Origin of the sequence: Novosphingobium sp. (genome assembly GCF_040398825.1) — a bacterium.
Classification (GTDB): domain Bacteria; phylum Pseudomonadota; class Alphaproteobacteria; order Sphingomonadales; family Sphingomonadaceae; genus Novosphingobium.
Window position 1 is genome coordinate 13,001 of record NZ_JBBATI010000036.1, and the last position, 14,612, is coordinate 27,612.

At 65.6% G+C, this 14,612-nt stretch carries 15 protein-coding genes; 10 read left to right on the top strand and 5 right to left on the bottom strand.

The window, feature by feature from the left end:
- Positions 1 to 30 precede the first annotated feature (30 nt).
- Positions 31 to 348, bottom strand: coding sequence for a 2Fe-2S iron-sulfur cluster-binding protein (locus ABWP89_RS15320; RefSeq protein WP_353230364.1), 318 nt, complete (start codon positions 346 to 348; stop codon positions 31 to 33).
- A gap of 199 nt (positions 349 to 547) precedes the next feature.
- Between ABWP89_RS15320 and ABWP89_RS15325 the strand changes: the two genes are divergently transcribed.
- Together ABWP89_RS15325 and ABWP89_RS15330 are read left to right on the top strand one after the other, a co-directional pair.
- Positions 548 to 1,165, top strand: a complete 618-nt coding sequence (locus tag ABWP89_RS15325) for a DNA-3-methyladenine glycosylase family protein (RefSeq protein WP_353230365.1) — start codon at positions 548 to 550, stop codon at positions 1,163 to 1,165.
- A gap of 60 nt (positions 1,166 to 1,225) precedes the next feature.
- Positions 1,226 to 2,026 (top strand): SDR family oxidoreductase, encoded by an 801-nt coding sequence (locus tag ABWP89_RS15330; RefSeq protein WP_353230366.1) that lies wholly within the window; start codon positions 1,226 to 1,228, stop codon positions 2,024 to 2,026.
- Between the two features lie 191 nt (positions 2,027 to 2,217).
- Here ABWP89_RS15330 and ABWP89_RS15335 read toward each other — a convergent pair whose 3' ends face one another.
- Together ABWP89_RS15335 and ABWP89_RS15340 are read right to left on the bottom strand one after the other, a co-directional pair.
- Positions 2,218 to 3,330, bottom strand: coding sequence for a glycoside hydrolase family 68 protein (locus ABWP89_RS15335; protein ID WP_353230368.1), 1,113 nt, complete (start codon positions 3,328 to 3,330; stop codon positions 2,218 to 2,220).
- A gap of 72 nt (positions 3,331 to 3,402) precedes the next feature.
- Complete coding sequence (locus tag ABWP89_RS15340) at positions 3,403 to 5,850, bottom strand: TonB-dependent receptor domain-containing protein (protein WP_353230369.1); 2,448 nt, start codon at positions 5,848 to 5,850, stop codon at positions 3,403 to 3,405.
- Between the two features lie 147 nt (positions 5,851 to 5,997).
- Here ABWP89_RS15340 and ABWP89_RS15345 point away from each other — a divergent pair, with 147 nt between their 5' ends.
- Positions 5,998 to 7,320, top strand: coding sequence for an MFS transporter (locus ABWP89_RS15345; protein WP_502915305.1), 1,323 nt, complete (start codon positions 5,998 to 6,000; stop codon positions 7,318 to 7,320).
- A 106-nt stretch (positions 7,321 to 7,426) separates the two neighbouring features.
- On the opposite strand, the gene ABWP89_RS15350 is transcribed toward ABWP89_RS15345, so the two are convergent.
- Together ABWP89_RS15350 and ABWP89_RS15355 are read right to left on the bottom strand one after the other, a co-directional pair.
- The gene (locus ABWP89_RS15350; RefSeq protein ID WP_353230370.1) at positions 7,427 to 8,434 is read right to left on the bottom strand and encodes a LacI family DNA-binding transcriptional regulator; all 1,008 of its coding nucleotides are present in this window, start codon (positions 8,432 to 8,434) and stop codon (positions 7,427 to 7,429) included.
- A 64-nt stretch (positions 8,435 to 8,498) separates the two neighbouring features.
- Positions 8,499 to 8,792, bottom strand: a complete 294-nt coding sequence (locus ABWP89_RS15355) for a 4a-hydroxytetrahydrobiopterin dehydratase (RefSeq protein WP_353230371.1) — start codon at positions 8,790 to 8,792, stop codon at positions 8,499 to 8,501.
- Positions 8,793 to 8,871: 79 nt separating this feature from the next.
- Here ABWP89_RS15355 and ccmA point away from each other — a divergent pair, with 79 nt between their 5' ends.
- From ccmA to ABWP89_RS15390, 7 genes are all read left to right on the top strand, one after another.
- Positions 8,872 to 9,465, top strand: a complete 594-nt coding sequence (gene ccmA / locus ABWP89_RS15360; RefSeq protein WP_353230393.1) for a heme ABC exporter ATP-binding protein CcmA — start codon at positions 8,872 to 8,874, stop codon at positions 9,463 to 9,465.
- The gene (gene ccmB, locus ABWP89_RS15365; protein ID WP_353230372.1) at positions 9,462 to 10,142 is read left to right on the top strand and encodes a heme exporter protein CcmB; all 681 of its coding nucleotides are present in this window, start codon (positions 9,462 to 9,464) and stop codon (positions 10,140 to 10,142) included. Before ccmA ends, ccmB begins: the two co-directional genes overlap by 4 nt.
- Before the next feature lie 66 nt (positions 10,143 to 10,208).
- A complete protein-coding gene (locus ABWP89_RS15370) occupies positions 10,209 to 11,207 on the top strand; it encodes a cysteine synthase A (protein ID WP_353230374.1) in 999 nt (332 codons plus the stop codon).
- A 16-nt stretch (positions 11,208 to 11,223) separates the two neighbouring features.
- Positions 11,224 to 11,655: a hypothetical protein gene (locus ABWP89_RS15375; RefSeq protein WP_353230375.1), complete on the top strand. Its 432-nt coding sequence runs from the start codon at positions 11,224 to 11,226 to the stop codon at positions 11,653 to 11,655.
- A gap of 517 nt (positions 11,656 to 12,172) precedes the next feature.
- Positions 12,173 to 12,697: a division/cell wall cluster transcriptional repressor MraZ gene (locus ABWP89_RS15380; protein WP_353230376.1), complete on the top strand. Its 525-nt coding sequence runs from the start codon at positions 12,173 to 12,175 to the stop codon at positions 12,695 to 12,697.
- The gene (gene rsmH, locus ABWP89_RS15385; RefSeq protein ID WP_353230378.1) at positions 12,694 to 13,662 is read left to right on the top strand and encodes a 16S rRNA (cytosine(1402)-N(4))-methyltransferase RsmH; all 969 of its coding nucleotides are present in this window, start codon (positions 12,694 to 12,696) and stop codon (positions 13,660 to 13,662) included. The genes ABWP89_RS15380 and rsmH overlap by 4 nt, the downstream gene beginning before the upstream one ends.
- Positions 13,659 to 14,528, top strand: a complete 870-nt coding sequence (locus tag ABWP89_RS15390; RefSeq protein WP_353230379.1) for a hypothetical protein — start codon at positions 13,659 to 13,661, stop codon at positions 14,526 to 14,528. The genes rsmH and ABWP89_RS15390 overlap by 4 nt, the downstream gene beginning before the upstream one ends.
- Positions 14,529 to 14,612: the final 84 nt, after the last annotated feature.

The window sequence follows — 14,612 nt, forward strand, 5'->3', positions numbered from 1 at the left end:
CCCGCACAAAGGTGCGCGGCCCGGTCTTGATCAATCCTCGGGCGCGATCGTCACGATCAGGCCGTCCATGGCGTCGGTGATTGGCAGCTGGCACGACAGGCGCGACGCGTCGCTGCGGTGTTCCGAACTGTCGAGCAGGTCGTTTTCATCCTCGCTCATCGGTGCCAGTTTGTCGGCAAAGGCCGGATCGACAAACACGTGGCAGGTCGCGCACGAACAGCACCCGCCGCACAGCGCCAGCAGTTCGTCAAAACCGTTGTCACGGATCGCTTCCATCACCGTGGTTCCGGTGGTGGCATCAATGGTCTTTTCGTCGCCCGCACGGTTTACGACTGTCAGCTTTGGCATGGTCCCAGGTCTCCGTCATGATTGGCAAGGTTGTGTGTTCGCAAAGGTCAGTGGCGCAATTCTCTCAGCCAATGGGTCTGACGCCTGTCCCTCTTTGGGCGGGGCTGCTATCGCTCATCGGCCAGTTTGGCAAGCCCGCCCGATGTCCCACCCCAAAAGGATGGCCGGACCGGCACAGCCATAAGGGGGGATAACGCCGGTGGGATTGACCGTTGAACAGATTCGCGATGGGCTGGACCATGTTGGCCGGATCACGCCCGCGCTGGCCGCCGCGATCGAACGCGTCGGCTATCCCGATCCGCGCATCCGCGCACGCGGCTGGGAAACGCTGTTGCGCACGATTGTCGGCCAGCAGGTGAGCGTGGCGGCGGCGGCGTCGGTCTGGGCCAAGCTGGAGGGCTTGCTGGGCACCGGCATGATGCCCGCCGACGTGATCGCCGCATCGTTTGATGATCTGCGCGGATGCGGGCTGTCGCGGCAGAAACAGGGCTATGCGCGGTCGCTGTGCGAACTGGTCATGGCCGGCGCGATCGATTTCGATGGCTTGCCCGCCGATGATGAAGAGGCGATCGCCGTGCTGACGCAGATCAAGGGCATCGGGCGGTGGTCGGCGGAAATCTATCTGCTGTTTGCCGAGGGGCGTGGCGATATCTGGCCGGCGGGCGATCTGGCGGTCCAGGCCGGGCTGGGGCGGTTGCTGACGATGGAGGCACGCCCGGATGAAAAGGCGACGCGCGCGCTGGCCGAGGAATGGCGCCCGCATCGCGGCGCGGTCGCGATTTTCACCTGGCATTGCTACAACAACCCGGCGCTTTGATTGCGCCACTGGCTGTGCCACATCGGCCGGCAACACCAAACAACGACGGGACAGGACGGCATGGCCACCACAAAAGCAATCTTCATCACCGGCGGCGGATCGGGCATCGGTCGCGCGGTGGCGATCAAGTTTGCCAGCCAGGGCTGGCATGTCGGGGTTGCCGACATCAACGAGGCGGGCATGGCCGAAACCGCCGCGCTGTTGCCAGCAGGGCGTTGCTTTACCGTGCGGCTGGATGTGCGCGACCGGGCAGCCTGGGATGAGGCGCTGGCGGCGTTTGCGGCGGTGGCCGGCGGGATCGACGTGGTGTTCAACAATGCCGGCATCCCGATCGGCGGCGCGCTGACCGATCTGGCGACCGAAGAGATCGAACGCACGCTGGACATCAATCTGAAGGGCGTGATTTTTGGCGCGCAGGCCGCCTATCCCTGGTTAAAGGCGCGTGCGCCGGGGTCATGCCTGCTCAACACCGCCAGCGCCGCAGGGATTTACGGCGTGCCTGGCGGATCGGTCTATTCGGCCACCAAGTTTGGCGTGCGGTCGATGACCGAATCGCTGGATGGCGAATGGGCCGCCGATGGCATTGCCGTGCGCGACCTGATGCCTGGCTTTATCGAAACCCCGCTGATCGACATCGCCCCCAACCGCAAGACCAATGCCCCGATCCGCGATCGTGTGATGCAGGCCGGGCTGGAAATCACGCCGGTGGTCGAAGTGGCCGAAGCGGCATGGAACGCCGTCCACGGCGACCGCCTGCACACGCTGGTGGGCAAAACCGCGCGGTCTGCGCAGTTTGCGGCGCGGTTCATGCCCGGCCTGATCCGCCGCCGCAACCGCGCGTCCGGGCGGCCATTGGGTTAGGGCCTGGTGTCGCCGGGAACACGCGCCTCGCGACGGTCGTGATCGACTGCATAAGGCACAGAAGTAAAAGCCCTCCGCTTCAGGGAGAGTGCCCGCAAGGGGGTGTCCGAGACCGCGATGGCATGTGACAATTCGCAGCGTCGGACACCCCTCCCCAACCCCTCCCCTGAGGGGAGGGGCTCATGTTGCGATCACACCAGCCAGGCGCGATTCCCGTCCAGCGCCAGTTGCAGCACGGGGGCGGGGGTGCCTCCGAAATGGCGGCGCGCAATCGTCGGGTCGGCGCTATCGTCGGCCAGCCCGGGGCGGTCGACAAAGCTGATTACGCTCAGATCGGCCAGCACTTGCCAGCTATAGGCCTGCACCGGTGATGTCAGCGGGTTGGCGAACACCAGCCCGGTGCCGTTGAGCGGGGCCCACGGCCCGTCGATGCGGTCTGCGACCATGCCGTACAGGCCGTTGGGGCCGGCCGGGCCGCCATCGGCAAACACCTTGCGCTGGGTGGACCAGAAACAGACGTAACGGCCGTTGTGGTGGACAATATGCGGACGTTCCAGTTCGTTGTTAAGCCCGTCGGCAGTGATGATTGGGGCGCGCAGCACCCACTGGCCGCTGTCGCGGCGCGCCACACCCACTGCGCCGTTCCAGTGCGAGGCGGATTGTGCGAGCGACGCGGCAAAAATCAGATAGGCGGCATTGTCGGCCGGATCGCAAAACCAGGTCGGATCGCGAAACGCCTTGATCGTGCCGATTGCGCCGCCGCCGGCCATGTCGCGCGCATAGATCGCGCCATCCGCGCGTACCGATTCGACCGGCGCGGTCCAGTCGAGCAAGGCGGGCACGCCGTGATGGATGTGCAGATCTGCACTGGTTTCGAACAATCGCTGGTCGAAACTGACGACCGCCTCATCCCGGTGGCCCGCCGCCGTGAAATACAGCGTGACCCGGTCGTGATCGGGCGAAATGATGGCCGAGCCGGACCATTCGCGGCTGCCGGGGGCGAGGCCATCGGGCAGGGCCGGGCCCAGGTCGTGCCAACCGCCAGGGGTGTGGTGCATCAGGCGGATGCGCGCGATGGCGTGGCGCTGGTCGGGATCGGGCAAAACGGGGGCCGACAGCAGCATGAACAGCGTGCCGCCCGCGATCACCGCGGTGCGACTGTCGCATTCCTGCACCGGCCAATAATCCCACACATCAAATCCGGGCAGGACCGGGGGGCAGGCCGCCAGATCGATGACCGGCGCGGTCGGGACGGGATTGTCGGCAATGGCGGCAACCGCCAGCGCCGACCAGACACTCGTCATGGGGCTAAATCCAAACGCATACAAAAATGCCCCGGGCGCGGTATTCGCGCGCCCGGGGCAGGGGGGGGCTCGTCAGAAGTCGAACTTGACCGATGCCGATACCGTGCGACCGTTGATCGAACGGGCGCGGACAATGCCGTTGGCGGGGATCGAACCTTCTTCCGCTTCGGTAAAGCCGGTGGTGTTGAACAGGTTGTTGGCGTTCACCGACACCTGCACGCGCTCCATCGGTCGCACCGAAACGAACGCGTTGATCTGCGTATAGGCGGGCAGCTTCAACTGGTTGCTGTCCTGCGTATAGCTGGCGGTGGTGCCGATCGCGCTGGCACCCAGCGTAAACAGCCCGGTGGTGTAGGTGGGCGTGATGCGGTAGATAAAGTCCGCCTGCCGGCGCGGTTTGTGGCCGATCACGGTGGCATCCAGCGACTTTACGATCTTTGCATTGGTCAGGGTGCCGCTGGCCGCCAGCGCAAAGGCGCCGACGCGGTAGTTGCCTTCGAATTCCAGACCATAAGCGCGATAGGTGTTGGCGGTCGCCCGCTGCGTGGTCGCTTCGTAGTTCTGTTCTTCGGTGCGGGCATAGAACGCGGTGCCATACAGGCTGAGCGCGCCGGTCTGGTATTTTGTGCCCACTTCGGCCTGGCGGACGAAATCGACCGGGCGCGCGCCCGGCAGCAATGCGCCGGTGGTTGCGCTGGTGTTGCCGCCAAACACAAACCGGTCGGCATTGGCGCGGCCACCCTTGCTGTAACGGGCAAACAGCGACAATTCCTGCGATGCGCGGTAATTGGCCCCGACCGAATAGGACCAATAGTTGTAGTTGTAGTTGACCGGGCGCTGTGCCCCCAGCGGCAGCGTGGAGGTCAGCTTTTCCGGGGCAGAGATCACCCCGTTGCCGTCGACGTCAAACGGCGCGGTGGGGCCATCGCCTGCGACATAGCCGCGTGCATTGCCGGCATCATAACGCGCGCTGGCGTCGACGGTCAGCTTGTCCTGGCTATAGCCCAGTTGCACATAGGGCGCGTTGGTATCGTAATCGAGCTTGTAGCTGCGGCGGCAGCAACCGCCAAAGAACGATGCGCTGTAACCCACCAGCCCGTTGTCGGTCTGCAGCGCGCCGGCGGCATTCTTGACGTCGATCAGCGCGGCATTGTTGCCCTTCGCCTCAAGCAGATACGACGACCAGGTCCAGTCGATGTCGATGGTCTGGCGCGATTTGTAGAAGCCCGCGGTGAAATTGACCGCACCGCCGTTGCCGGTGGCGAACTTGCGGCTGACCTTGAAATCGTTGGTGACGTTGTTGAGGCTGTTCAGCTTGGTGTTGAACAGCACCACGTCCATGGCATAGGTGCCGGCGGGAACCGCCTGGCCGGCCATCGGCCCGTTGGCATATGTCGCCGTCGCGCCCGCGCCGCCGATCCCTGCGGCCAGGGTGCTGACCGTGTCGACGCTGGCCGGGAACGGCGAAATGAACCGGCCGGAGATGTCGGCATAACGGAACTTGTCGTTGACGATCCAGCCATCGGCCACGTCGAACTGGGTTTCAAAACCGATCGATTTGACGATCGGGTGCATGCCGTCGCGGATATCGTCGACTTCGCGATTGTTCTGCCCGTCAAGCGTGACCGCGCGGGTGAAATAGATGCTGTGGATGGCGTCGTTGTTGGGGCTGAGGCCAGGCAGGCCTTCATAATGCGGGTTGCTGTCCGATCCGTTGACGCGCACCGGGCTGGGCAGATAGCCGATCGCGCGATCGTTCAGGTATTTGAAGTTCAGGCGGAAAAAGCCCTTGTCAAAGGTCTTGGTAATGTTGCCGCGGATCTGGCCGCCCTTGTTGCCGTCATAACCGGCGCGGCGCGGGCCTTCGCCGACGCGGTAAAAGCCGCCGACGTGGAAATTCAGGCCTTCGGAAATCTTGCCGGCGTAATCGGTGTCGATGCGGTATTCGCCGTAATCGAGGCCGACCGTGCCCTGGATCGAGCCGCCTTCCTGATCGCCGGTCTTGGAAATCAGGTTGATCACGCCGCCTGGCGAATTCGATGCAAAGGTCGATGCGGAACCGCCGCGCACGGCTTCAACCCGGGCGATGTTGAAATCGCTGCGCAGAAAGATATCGGCATTGCCGAACGAAATGTCGCCGAATTCCAGCACGGGCAGACCGTCTTCCTGCAACTGCAGAAACTTTGCGCCGCCGGTGGAGATGGGAATGCCACGCACCTGGATGTTGGCATTGCCTTCACCGCCCGACGATTCGGAACGGATGCCGGGCAGGCTGCGGAACAGTTCTGCGGCCGACCGCGGCGCGGCATTGGCGATCGCGGCGGAATTGAGCGAGCTGACCGAGACCGAGCTGTCCAGCCGGTTCTGGCCGCGCGCGACGGCGGTCACGACGATGTCGTCTTTGCCGGTGGTGTCGGCGGTTGCCGGTGCGGCGGCGGCTGGCGCGGCGCTCTGCGCGAACGCAGGCACGGCGAACATCAGCGCGCTGCTGACCAACAAAATGGTGCGAACCCTCTGCATGTGTCTCTCCCTTGGATATTGCCGTTTAGCGGCACGACTCGTCCATAGCGGAGTCCTGCAAACGATTGCAACGAAAATTTGCAATCGTTTGCAAAATCACCTATGGCTCCTTTCAGGGCAGCGTGAGCTTGCCGGGGAGAGTATCACATGATGGTCCAGCCATCGATCAAGCCGCATCTGTCGCTGGCGCGCATCCTGCAGATGAACCTTGGGTTTTTGGGCCTGCAGTTCAGTTTCGGGCTGCAGCAAAGCAACATGGGGCCGATCTACAGCTACCTTGGCGCGGACGAAGGCGCGATGCCGCTGCTGTGGTTGGCCGGGCCGATGACCGGGCTGATTGTGCAGCCGCTGATCGGATCGATGAGCGATCGCACGCGGTCGCGGCTGGGGCGCCGCACGCCCTATTTCCTGATCGGTGCGGTGCTGTGCAGCCTGTGCCTGCTGGCCATGCCGTTCAGCCGCGCGCTGTGGATGGCGGCCAGTCTGTTGTGGGTGCTGGATGCCGCCAACAACGTGACGATGGAACCCTATCGCGCCTATGTCAGCGACCGGCTGGATGAACGCCAGCGCCCGCTGGGCTTTCTGACGCAGAGCGCGTTTACCGGGCTGGCGCAGACGCTGTCCTATCTTTCGCCGTCGTTGCTGGTGTGGTGGGGGGTGAACAAGGATCTGCTGGATACCAACGGCATCCCGGCGATCACCCGGATCAGTTTCATGATCGGCGCAGTGCTGTCGATCAGCACGATCGTATGGTCGATCTGGCGCGTGCCCGAATTGCCGCTGACGCCCGAAGAAGACGCCGCCATGGCCGCCGATCCGCTGTCGCTGCGATCGACGCTGGCGGGCCTGCGCGATGCCGTGCGCGATATGCCGCCGGCGATGCGCCAACTGGCGCTGGCCATGCTGTTCCAGTGGTTCGGCATGTTCTGTTACTGGCAATATGTCGTGCTGGCGCTGGCGCGCGGGGTGTTCGGCACCAGCGACCCGGCCAGCGCGGGTTTTCGCGATGCCGGGCTGCTGAATGGCCAGTTGGGCGCGTTTTACAATCTGGTGGCATTCCTGTCGGCACTGGCGATGATCCCGATCGCGCGGCGGCATGGGCCACAGGCGGTGCATGCGGTGGCCATGGTGGCGTCGGGGCTGGCCATGCTGACCATCGCGTCGACCGGATCGATCCCGCTGCTGGTGGTGGCGATGGTCGGCATCGGGGTGGGCTGGGGCAGCCTGATGGGCAATCCCTATCTGATGCTGGCCAATGCCATCCCGCCGGCGCGCACCGGGGTTTACATGGGCATATTCAACATGTTCATCGTCGTGCCGATGATGATCGAAATCGTGTTCGTGTGGCTGTGCTATCGCCCGGTGCTGGGCGGCGATCCGCGCCATGTGCTGATGCTGGGCGGCGGGATGATGCTGGCGGCGGCGGTTGCGACGATGCTGGTCCGGGTGCCGCGCGCGGTGGCGAATTAGAGCGTGATGCGAAAAAGTGGGTACCGGTTTTTCGCAAATAATCACGCGTAAACAAAGACTCCTAGAGCAGGATGCGATTCTTTCTTATCGCGTCCTGCTCTAGGGATCAGGCCGAATCGCGCAGGATCAGTTCGGGTTCCATCACCACCGACGCTACTGCATGGCCCTCCATGCGCTGGAACAGCAGGTCGACCATCGCCCGCGCGCCGCGCGCCACATCCTGGCGGATCGTGGTGAGTGACGGCGTGGTGTACATCGCGATCAGCACGTCGTCATAACCGACCACGCCCACATCCTGCGGCACGCGTTTGCCATGCGCGGCCAACGCCCGCAGCGCGCTCATCGCGATCACGTCGGACGCGGCGACAATCCCGTCGGGCGACGGATGCGCGCTCAGATACTGTTCGATCGCGCTGTACGATGCTTCGCCCGTCAGGTGCACCGGCAGCAGGGTGGCTGCGCCGCTGCCCGCTTCGCGCAGGGCCTGGGTAAACCCGGCATAGCGCGCGGCAAATTCGGGCACTTCGATATTGCCCACAAACGCCAGCCGCTTGCGCCCCTGCGCCAGCAGATGCTGGGCCGCCATCCGCCCGCCCGCGACGTTGTCGGTGCCGACGGTGATCTGCGCAGGGCTTTGCGCATCGGCACCCCACACGATCATCGGGCGATAGCGCGCCGCCACGCGTTCAATCGCCGCGCTTTGATTCGATTGCCCGATCACGATCACGCCATCGGCGCGCCCGGCATCGACAATCGCATCCAGCCACCGATCATCCCGGGGGATGACCCGCGACAGCAACAGATCATGCCCGCGGTCGGCAATGGCATCGGCCAGCGGGCCCAGCAGGCTCATGAAAAACGGGTCGGACAAATGCTGCGCCGCTTCGTGGCCCAGCGGCAGCACCACCGCGATCGCACCGGTGCGTTTCAACCGCAGGTTGCGCGCGGCCTGGTTGACCTGAAAGCCATGTTCGCGCGCCAGTTGTTCGATGCGCGACCGCGTGGCCTTGGCAATCACCGGGTTGCCCGCCAGCGCACGCGACACCGTGGCGACCGAAACGCCCGCCAGGTGCGCCAGCTCGGCCAGCGTGGAGGCAGGGTGGGTCTCTGTCATCGTGCGCTGTGTGCCATTTGCTGCGGCCCGCGCCAAGGTGCAATCGCAAGGCCGGCCAAGCGTTTCAGGTTGCGAACCCGTCGATCACCGTCGCCAGCGCCACATCGCGCTGCGACAATCCTCCGGCGTCATGCGTGGTCAGGCGAATTTCGACGCGGTTGTAGACATTGAACCATTCGGGGTGGTGGTCGGCCTTTTCCGCCATGATCGCCACGCGCGCCATGAAACCGAATGCTTCGGCGAAATCGGCGAATTTCAGGGTGCGGGTGATGGCCAGGCTGTCTTCGGACAATGCCCAGTGGGGCAGGGCGGCCAGTGCGGTATCGCGTTCGGCGGGGGTCAGTTGGGCCAAGGCCATGGGGCGTGCTCCTTCGCTGCGGGGTGCTTGTGACGGCGGTTCTTGTGACAGCATGGCGTTTCCCCTATCGCGGGCGGCGATGCAACCATGCCGATTGACCGTTGATGATCTTGCCTGCCGCCGGGGTGACCGGGTGCTGGTGCGGGGCTTGCGTTTTGTGGCCGGGCCGGGGGATGCGCTGCATCTGGCCGGGCCGAACGGGATTGGCAAATCCAGCGTGCTGCGCGTGCTGGCCGGGCTGATGCGCGCCTATGCCGGGCGGGTGGAGGCCATCGGCACGATTGCGCTGTCGGATGAACGCCTGCCGCTGGATGGGCACCGGCCACTGGGCCAGGCGCTGGCGTTCTGGCGGCGGATTGATGGCGCGGTGGACACCGGCGATCGGTTCGGGCTGGACGATCTGGCCGATGTGCCGGTGCGCTATCTGTCCACCGGGCAGCGCAAGCGCGCCGGGCTGGCGGCGCTGGCCGCCAGTGGCGCGGGCATCTGGCTGCTGGATGAACCGCTCAACGGGCTGGACCCGCATTGGGCGGGCATAGCGCAAAGCGTGATCGAGGCGCACCGCGCAGGCGGCGGGATCGCGGTGATTGCATCGCATCAGCCGCTCGCGCTGGCGCAACTGGCGGTGGTGTCACTGCTGGACCATGTGCCCGCGCCGGACATCCTGCCATGACGCGGGGGGGCAGCGCGCTTGGCCGGTTGTGGCTGATTTTCCGGCGTGATTGCGCGGCACTGCTGGGTGGTGCGCGCGGGCGGGGCGGGGCGACGCTGCCGCTGTTGTTCTTCATTTCGGTGGCGATGCTCTATCCGTTCGGGGTTGGCCCCGATGCGCGCCTGCTGGCACGCACCGGCGCCGGGGTGATCTGGGTGGCGGCGCTGCTGGCGGCGATCCTGCCATTGGACCGCCTGGTCGAACCCGATGTCGAGGCTGGCTTTTTCGACCAGTGGGCACTGCGCGGCCTGTCGGAAGAGGCGGTGATGCTGGTGCGGATCGTCGCGCACTGGCTGTGCTTTGGCGTGCCGCTGATGCTGGCGACACCGGTTGCGGCGGCGCTGCTGTCGCTGGACCTCACACAATTGGGGCGGCTGGAGCTTGGCCTGCTGGTGGGCACGCCCGGGCTGGCGGCGATCGGCGTGATGATCGCCGCGCTGACCGCCGGGTTGCGCGGCGGGGCGGCGCTGGGCGGGTTGCTGCTGATCCCGCTGGCGGTGCCGATGCTGATCTTTGGCGCAGGATCGTTGCAGCCGGGCGGCGAAGGCGGGCTGGCCTTGCTGGCCGCGGCCAGCCTGGTGGCGGTGGCGATTGCGCCGTTTGCCGCGGGCGCCGCCATTCGTGCTGCCCGCGAATAGCCCAAGATCGCGCAGGCAGCGCTTTTTGCATTGTAGATGGCGCCGGTCTTTCCTAACTCAGCGTACATGACCCTGACCCCCGCGCTTAACGACACGCTTTCGCTGATCGGCAACACCCCGCTTGTCCGCCTGAAGGGACCGAGCGAGGCGGCCGGTGCCGAAATTTATGGCAAATGCGAATTTGCCAACCCCGGCGCCTCGGTCAAGGACCGCGCCGCGCTGTGGATCGTGCGCGATGCCGAACAGCGCGGCACGCTGCTGCCCGGTGGCACCATAGTCGAAGGCACCGCCGGCAACACCGGGATCGGGCTGGCGCTGGTGGCCAATGCGCTGGGGTACCGCACGATCATCGTCATGCCCGAAACCCAGTCGCGCGAAAAAATGGACACCCTGCGCGCGTTGCGGGCGGAACTGGTGCTGGTGCCCGCCGCGCCGTTTTCCAACCCCGGGCATTTCGTCCACACCAGCCGCCGCATTGCCGAAGAAACGCCAGGCGCGATCTGGGCCAACCAGTTCGACAATATCGCCAACCGCCGCGCCCATATCGAAAGCACCGCCCCCGAACTGTGGGCGCAACTGGAGGGCCGCATCGACGGCTTTACCTGCGCTGCCGGCACCGGCGGCACGCTGGCCGGGGTCGGGCTGGGGCTGAAGGCGTTTGATGAGCGTGTGACGATCGCGCTGACCGATCCGCACGGCGCCGCGCTGTATAACTATTACGCGCATGGCGAATTGAAATCAGAGGGCAGTTCGGTTGCCGAAGGAATCGGCCAGGGGCGCATCACCGCCAATCTGGAAGGCGCGGCGATCGATACCCAGTTCCGCATTTCCGATGAAGAAGGCCTGTACTGGGTCACGCGCCTGCTGGCCGAAGAAGGCCTGTGCCTGGGGCTGTCGAGCGGGATCAATGTCGCCGGTGCGGTCGCGCTGGCGCGCCAGCTGGGGCCGGGCAGCCGGGTCGCAACCATCCTGTGCGACACCGGATTTCGCTATTTGTCTTCGCTGTACAACCCCGAATGGCTGACGGCAAAAGGACTGCCGGTCTTTCCCTGGTTGCAGCAATAGGGTATTGATCGCAGGCATGGCGATACTGGGCAGGACATCGGAACGGCTGAAACGCCTGCGCGGCGGTGCTTCCGGTTTTACCAACGGTGGGCAGGACGCAATTGCCGGCGTCGGCACTGCACAAAACCCGTTTCCTGCCGCCCCGCCTTATCCCGCCCCATCAGGCCCGGCGCAGCCCGGATCGCGCGACATGCGCGCCCATGCCGTGCATCGGCTGCAGGTTGGCCTGTTCGGGCTGGCCGCCATGCTGCTGCTGGTCAGTCTGGCCAGCGTGATCATGCAACGCGTGCAGACCGCCGACCGCAGCGCGGTGGTCGGCGAACCGACCGGCGGCGCGAGCGCGACTCCGGCGAACGACCCGCTGGTCGATCTGGGCGTCGCCCCCGAAGTGCCAGTGGCGGGCACCGCCCCCACCCGCAAACCCGCCCGGACCGAACCCGCGCACTGATCCCGCGCCCATCCTGATCATGCGCGCCGGTGATTGCCGGCGGCTGGCGGGAAACGACGGGAACCGGCGTGACTGACCGGTTCCGTGCGGGGCACAGCCACGGATTTCTGCGGTGATTCGCGGGTCCCATGCGGGCATGCCCGGGCGCGATCGTTGCAACGATCGCTCAGGCGTGCGCGACCCGGTCATCGCCCACCCGATCGCACCCGAAACCTGCGTATGTACCGCAAATCCTTGGTTTTGCGTGGTTGACAAGACCTTGACGCGGGCCGCCGCAGCGCCTGCGCTGGACAGTTGTTGCGTGTATATTCCACAAAATTCCGCATAATCCCGCAAATTCCCGTTGTGGCCCGCGTGAACCCGCTATAAGACTTCAAAATCGGGACGAAATCCTAGCCACAATCCATTTCCGTCGTGACCCGACGGGATGATCCGCCGCGCACCCACGCGTGCGGCGGGGTGGCGAAGTTTTGTCACGACTACAGGCGTTCGGTCTTGCCGATTTGGGGGGCAGCGGGTGGCGGGATCTCCGTCAAATTACTGGGGGCAGGGCTTTTCGCCGCGGGGCGACAAGAGCCGCTTTGTCCTGCCCGGTGATTTTCGCGCCGCAGTGCTGGCCGCATCGGACAAAACCCCCACGCTGTGCCTGGACAAACATTTCAAACTGCCGTGCCTGGTCGGGTTTGGCCTGTCGCGCGCCGATGCCTTTGCCGAACAGATTGCCCACGAAGAACGCGTCGCGCTGGGGCTGGGTCAGGCGTTTGATGTCGATGAACGGGCGGCGCAGCTGTATGGTTTCATGCGCACCAAATTCGACGATTCCGGCCGGTTTGTGCTGCCGGAACACCTCGCGGAACAGGCGCAGGTTGATCAATCGCTGTATTTTCACGGTGGCGGTACGCATTTCACGATCTGGGCGCCCGATGTGCTGTTCACCATGGGCCCGGGCTGGGACACCGCCAAGGCCACCTGCCGCGCGCTGATGGCCGAGGGCCCCGCACGCGGCAAAGCGCGCGCCAATGCTGGCGGGGCCACGTCATGACCGCCGGCCATATCCCCGTGCTGCTGGATGAAGTGGTCGCCGCACTGGCGCCGGTGTCTGGCACGATCTTCGCCGATGGCACCTTTGGCGCGGGCGGATACAGCCTGGCGCTGATCGCGGCGGGCGCGCGGGTGCATGGGTTCGACCGCGATCCCGATGCGATTGCCGCCGGCCTGCGTTTGCCCGCCGCGCTGGGTGCCGATCCGGCGCTGGTCCTGCACCATTGCCGTTTTTCCGAAATCGCGACAGCCTTGCGCGACGCCGGCGTGGCCGCGCTCGATGGCGTGGTGTTCGACATCGGCGTCAGTTCTATGCAACTGGATCAGCCCGAACGCGGCTTTGCCTTTTCCAGCGATGGCCCGCTCGACATGCGCATGGACCGCGATGGGCCGAGCGCCGCCGATTTCCTCAACACCGCCGATGAAGCAGACATTGCCGACGTGATCTACCGCTATGGCGAAGATCGCCAATCGCGGCGCATCGCCCGCGCGGTGGTCGCCGCCCGGCCGCTGACCACCACGCGCCAGTTTGCCGATGTCGTGCGCCGCGCGCTGGGGTGGCATCCGGGCATGCCAAAGGACCCGGCCACCCGCAGTTTTCAGGCGGTGCGCATCCATATCAACGGTGAACTGGATGAACTCGCCGCCGGGCTGGCCGCGGCCGAGGCGCTGCTGGCCCCTGGCGGGCGGCTGGCGGTGGTCACCTTTCACAGTCTGGAAGACCGCATGGTCAAACAGTTCTTTCGCGACGCATCGGGCACCGGGCCCGGCGGATCGCGCCATCTGCCGATGGCGGCGCAGGCCATTGCGCCGGTGTTTGGCAAACCATCGGCGGCGATCCGCCCCGGTGATGCGGAACTGTTGCGCAACCCGCGCGCGCGGTCGGCCACCTTGCGCTGGGCCATCCGCAGCGATGCCCCGGCCCGCCCACCGCTGACGCGCCAACCAAAGGATCTTGCGGCATGAACGTTTCCACCTGGCGCATGCGTTCGATCGGCTGGATTGCGTCGCTGCTGGTCTGTGCCGGGCTGGTCATGGTGCTGGCCTTTCGCGTCAATGCCTTGCGCAGCCAGGTGCACCAGTCGGACATGAAGATCGTCGCGCTGAAACAGGAAACGATCTATCTGGAAACCGAATTTGAAACCCGCGCCAACCAGCAGCAGCTGAAGGCGTGGAACGATGTCGAATTTGGCTATGTCGCCCCGACTGCGGCGCAATACCTCGATACTGAACGGCAATTGGCGGCCTATGCCAAACCGGCCGAACCGGGCGCGCCATCGCCGGTGCGGGTGGCCAGCGCCGATGACGCGGTTGCCGCCGCCGCGGCCTTTCCGGCGATGGTATCGCCCTTGACCGGAAAACCGGTGGACGCGGACAGCGCGCCTGCGGGGACCCCGGCGGCAGCGACAGGTGCATCGGCAAAGCGGGCGTCGGTTGCCGACGCGGGCGATGCGCCGGCTGCGCGTGGCCATGCCGGCGCGGCTGTGGTTGCGGCAGCAGGTCTGGCCGGGCTGGGCGACCGCCTGTCGACCGTCCGTCACGCCGATGGTACCACCGCCACCATCAAAAAACCGGTGACCAAAAAATCGGACAGCGCAGCGTCGCACACCAGGGCGGCGCTGGCATTGGCGAAAAAGCACGGCGGCACGACCACCGCGGACGCCAAGACCCGCGCCCATGCCAAGGCTGATGCCGGCGCGCAGGCCAGCAACCGCCACACCGCCAAACTGCATCCGGCACTGGCGCAGGCAGGTCATGGTGCCATGGCGCACAAACCGGCAGGGGCGCCGGTGATCACCCTGGCGCTGCGGGACGCGAAGCCCGAAAAGTGACCGCGATCATCCCCCAAAGCGCGCTGCGCCCCGCCCCGTCCAGCGCGACCCCGACACCGCCTGATTCCGGTGTTTGGCATTCCG

What these genes read in the sequence shown, in the direction of transcription:
- ABWP89_RS15320 (WP_353230364.1), bottom strand. Translation starts at nt 348, where the DNA reads ATGCCAAAGCTGACAGTCGTAAACCGTGCGGGCGACGAAAAGACCATT.
- ABWP89_RS15330 (WP_353230366.1), top strand. Translation starts at nt 1,226, where the DNA reads ATGGCCACCACAAAAGCAATCTTCATCACCGGCGGCGGATCGGGCATC.
- ABWP89_RS15335 (WP_353230368.1), bottom strand. Translation starts at nt 3,330, where the DNA reads ATGACGAGTGTCTGGTCGGCGCTGGCGGTTGCCGCCATTGCCGACAAT.
- ABWP89_RS15340 (WP_353230369.1), bottom strand. Translation starts at nt 5,850, where the DNA reads ATGCAGAGGGTTCGCACCATTTTGTTGGTCAGCAGCGCGCTGATGTTC.
- ABWP89_RS15345 (WP_502915305.1), top strand. Translation starts at nt 5,998, where the DNA reads ATGATGGTCCAGCCATCGATCAAGCCGCATCTGTCGCTGGCGCGCATC.
- ABWP89_RS15350 (WP_353230370.1), bottom strand. Translation starts at nt 8,434, where the DNA reads ATGACAGAGACCCACCCTGCCTCCACGCTGGCCGAGCTGGCGCACCTG.
- ABWP89_RS15355 (WP_353230371.1), bottom strand. Translation starts at nt 8,792, where the DNA reads ATGGCCTTGGCCCAACTGACCCCCGCCGAACGCGATACCGCACTGGCC.
- ccmA (WP_353230393.1), top strand. Translation starts at nt 8,872, where the DNA reads ATGCAACCATGCCGATTGACCGTTGATGATCTTGCCTGCCGCCGGGGT.
- ccmB (WP_353230372.1), top strand. Translation starts at nt 9,462, where the DNA reads ATGACGCGGGGGGGCAGCGCGCTTGGCCGGTTGTGGCTGATTTTCCGG.
- ABWP89_RS15370 (WP_353230374.1), top strand. Translation starts at nt 10,209, where the DNA reads ATGACCCTGACCCCCGCGCTTAACGACACGCTTTCGCTGATCGGCAAC.
- ABWP89_RS15375 (WP_353230375.1), top strand. Translation starts at nt 11,224, where the DNA reads ATGGCGATACTGGGCAGGACATCGGAACGGCTGAAACGCCTGCGCGGC.
- rsmH (WP_353230378.1), top strand. Translation starts at nt 12,694, where the DNA reads ATGACCGCCGGCCATATCCCCGTGCTGCTGGATGAAGTGGTCGCCGCA.
- ABWP89_RS15390 (WP_353230379.1), top strand. Translation starts at nt 13,659, where the DNA reads ATGAACGTTTCCACCTGGCGCATGCGTTCGATCGGCTGGATTGCGTCG.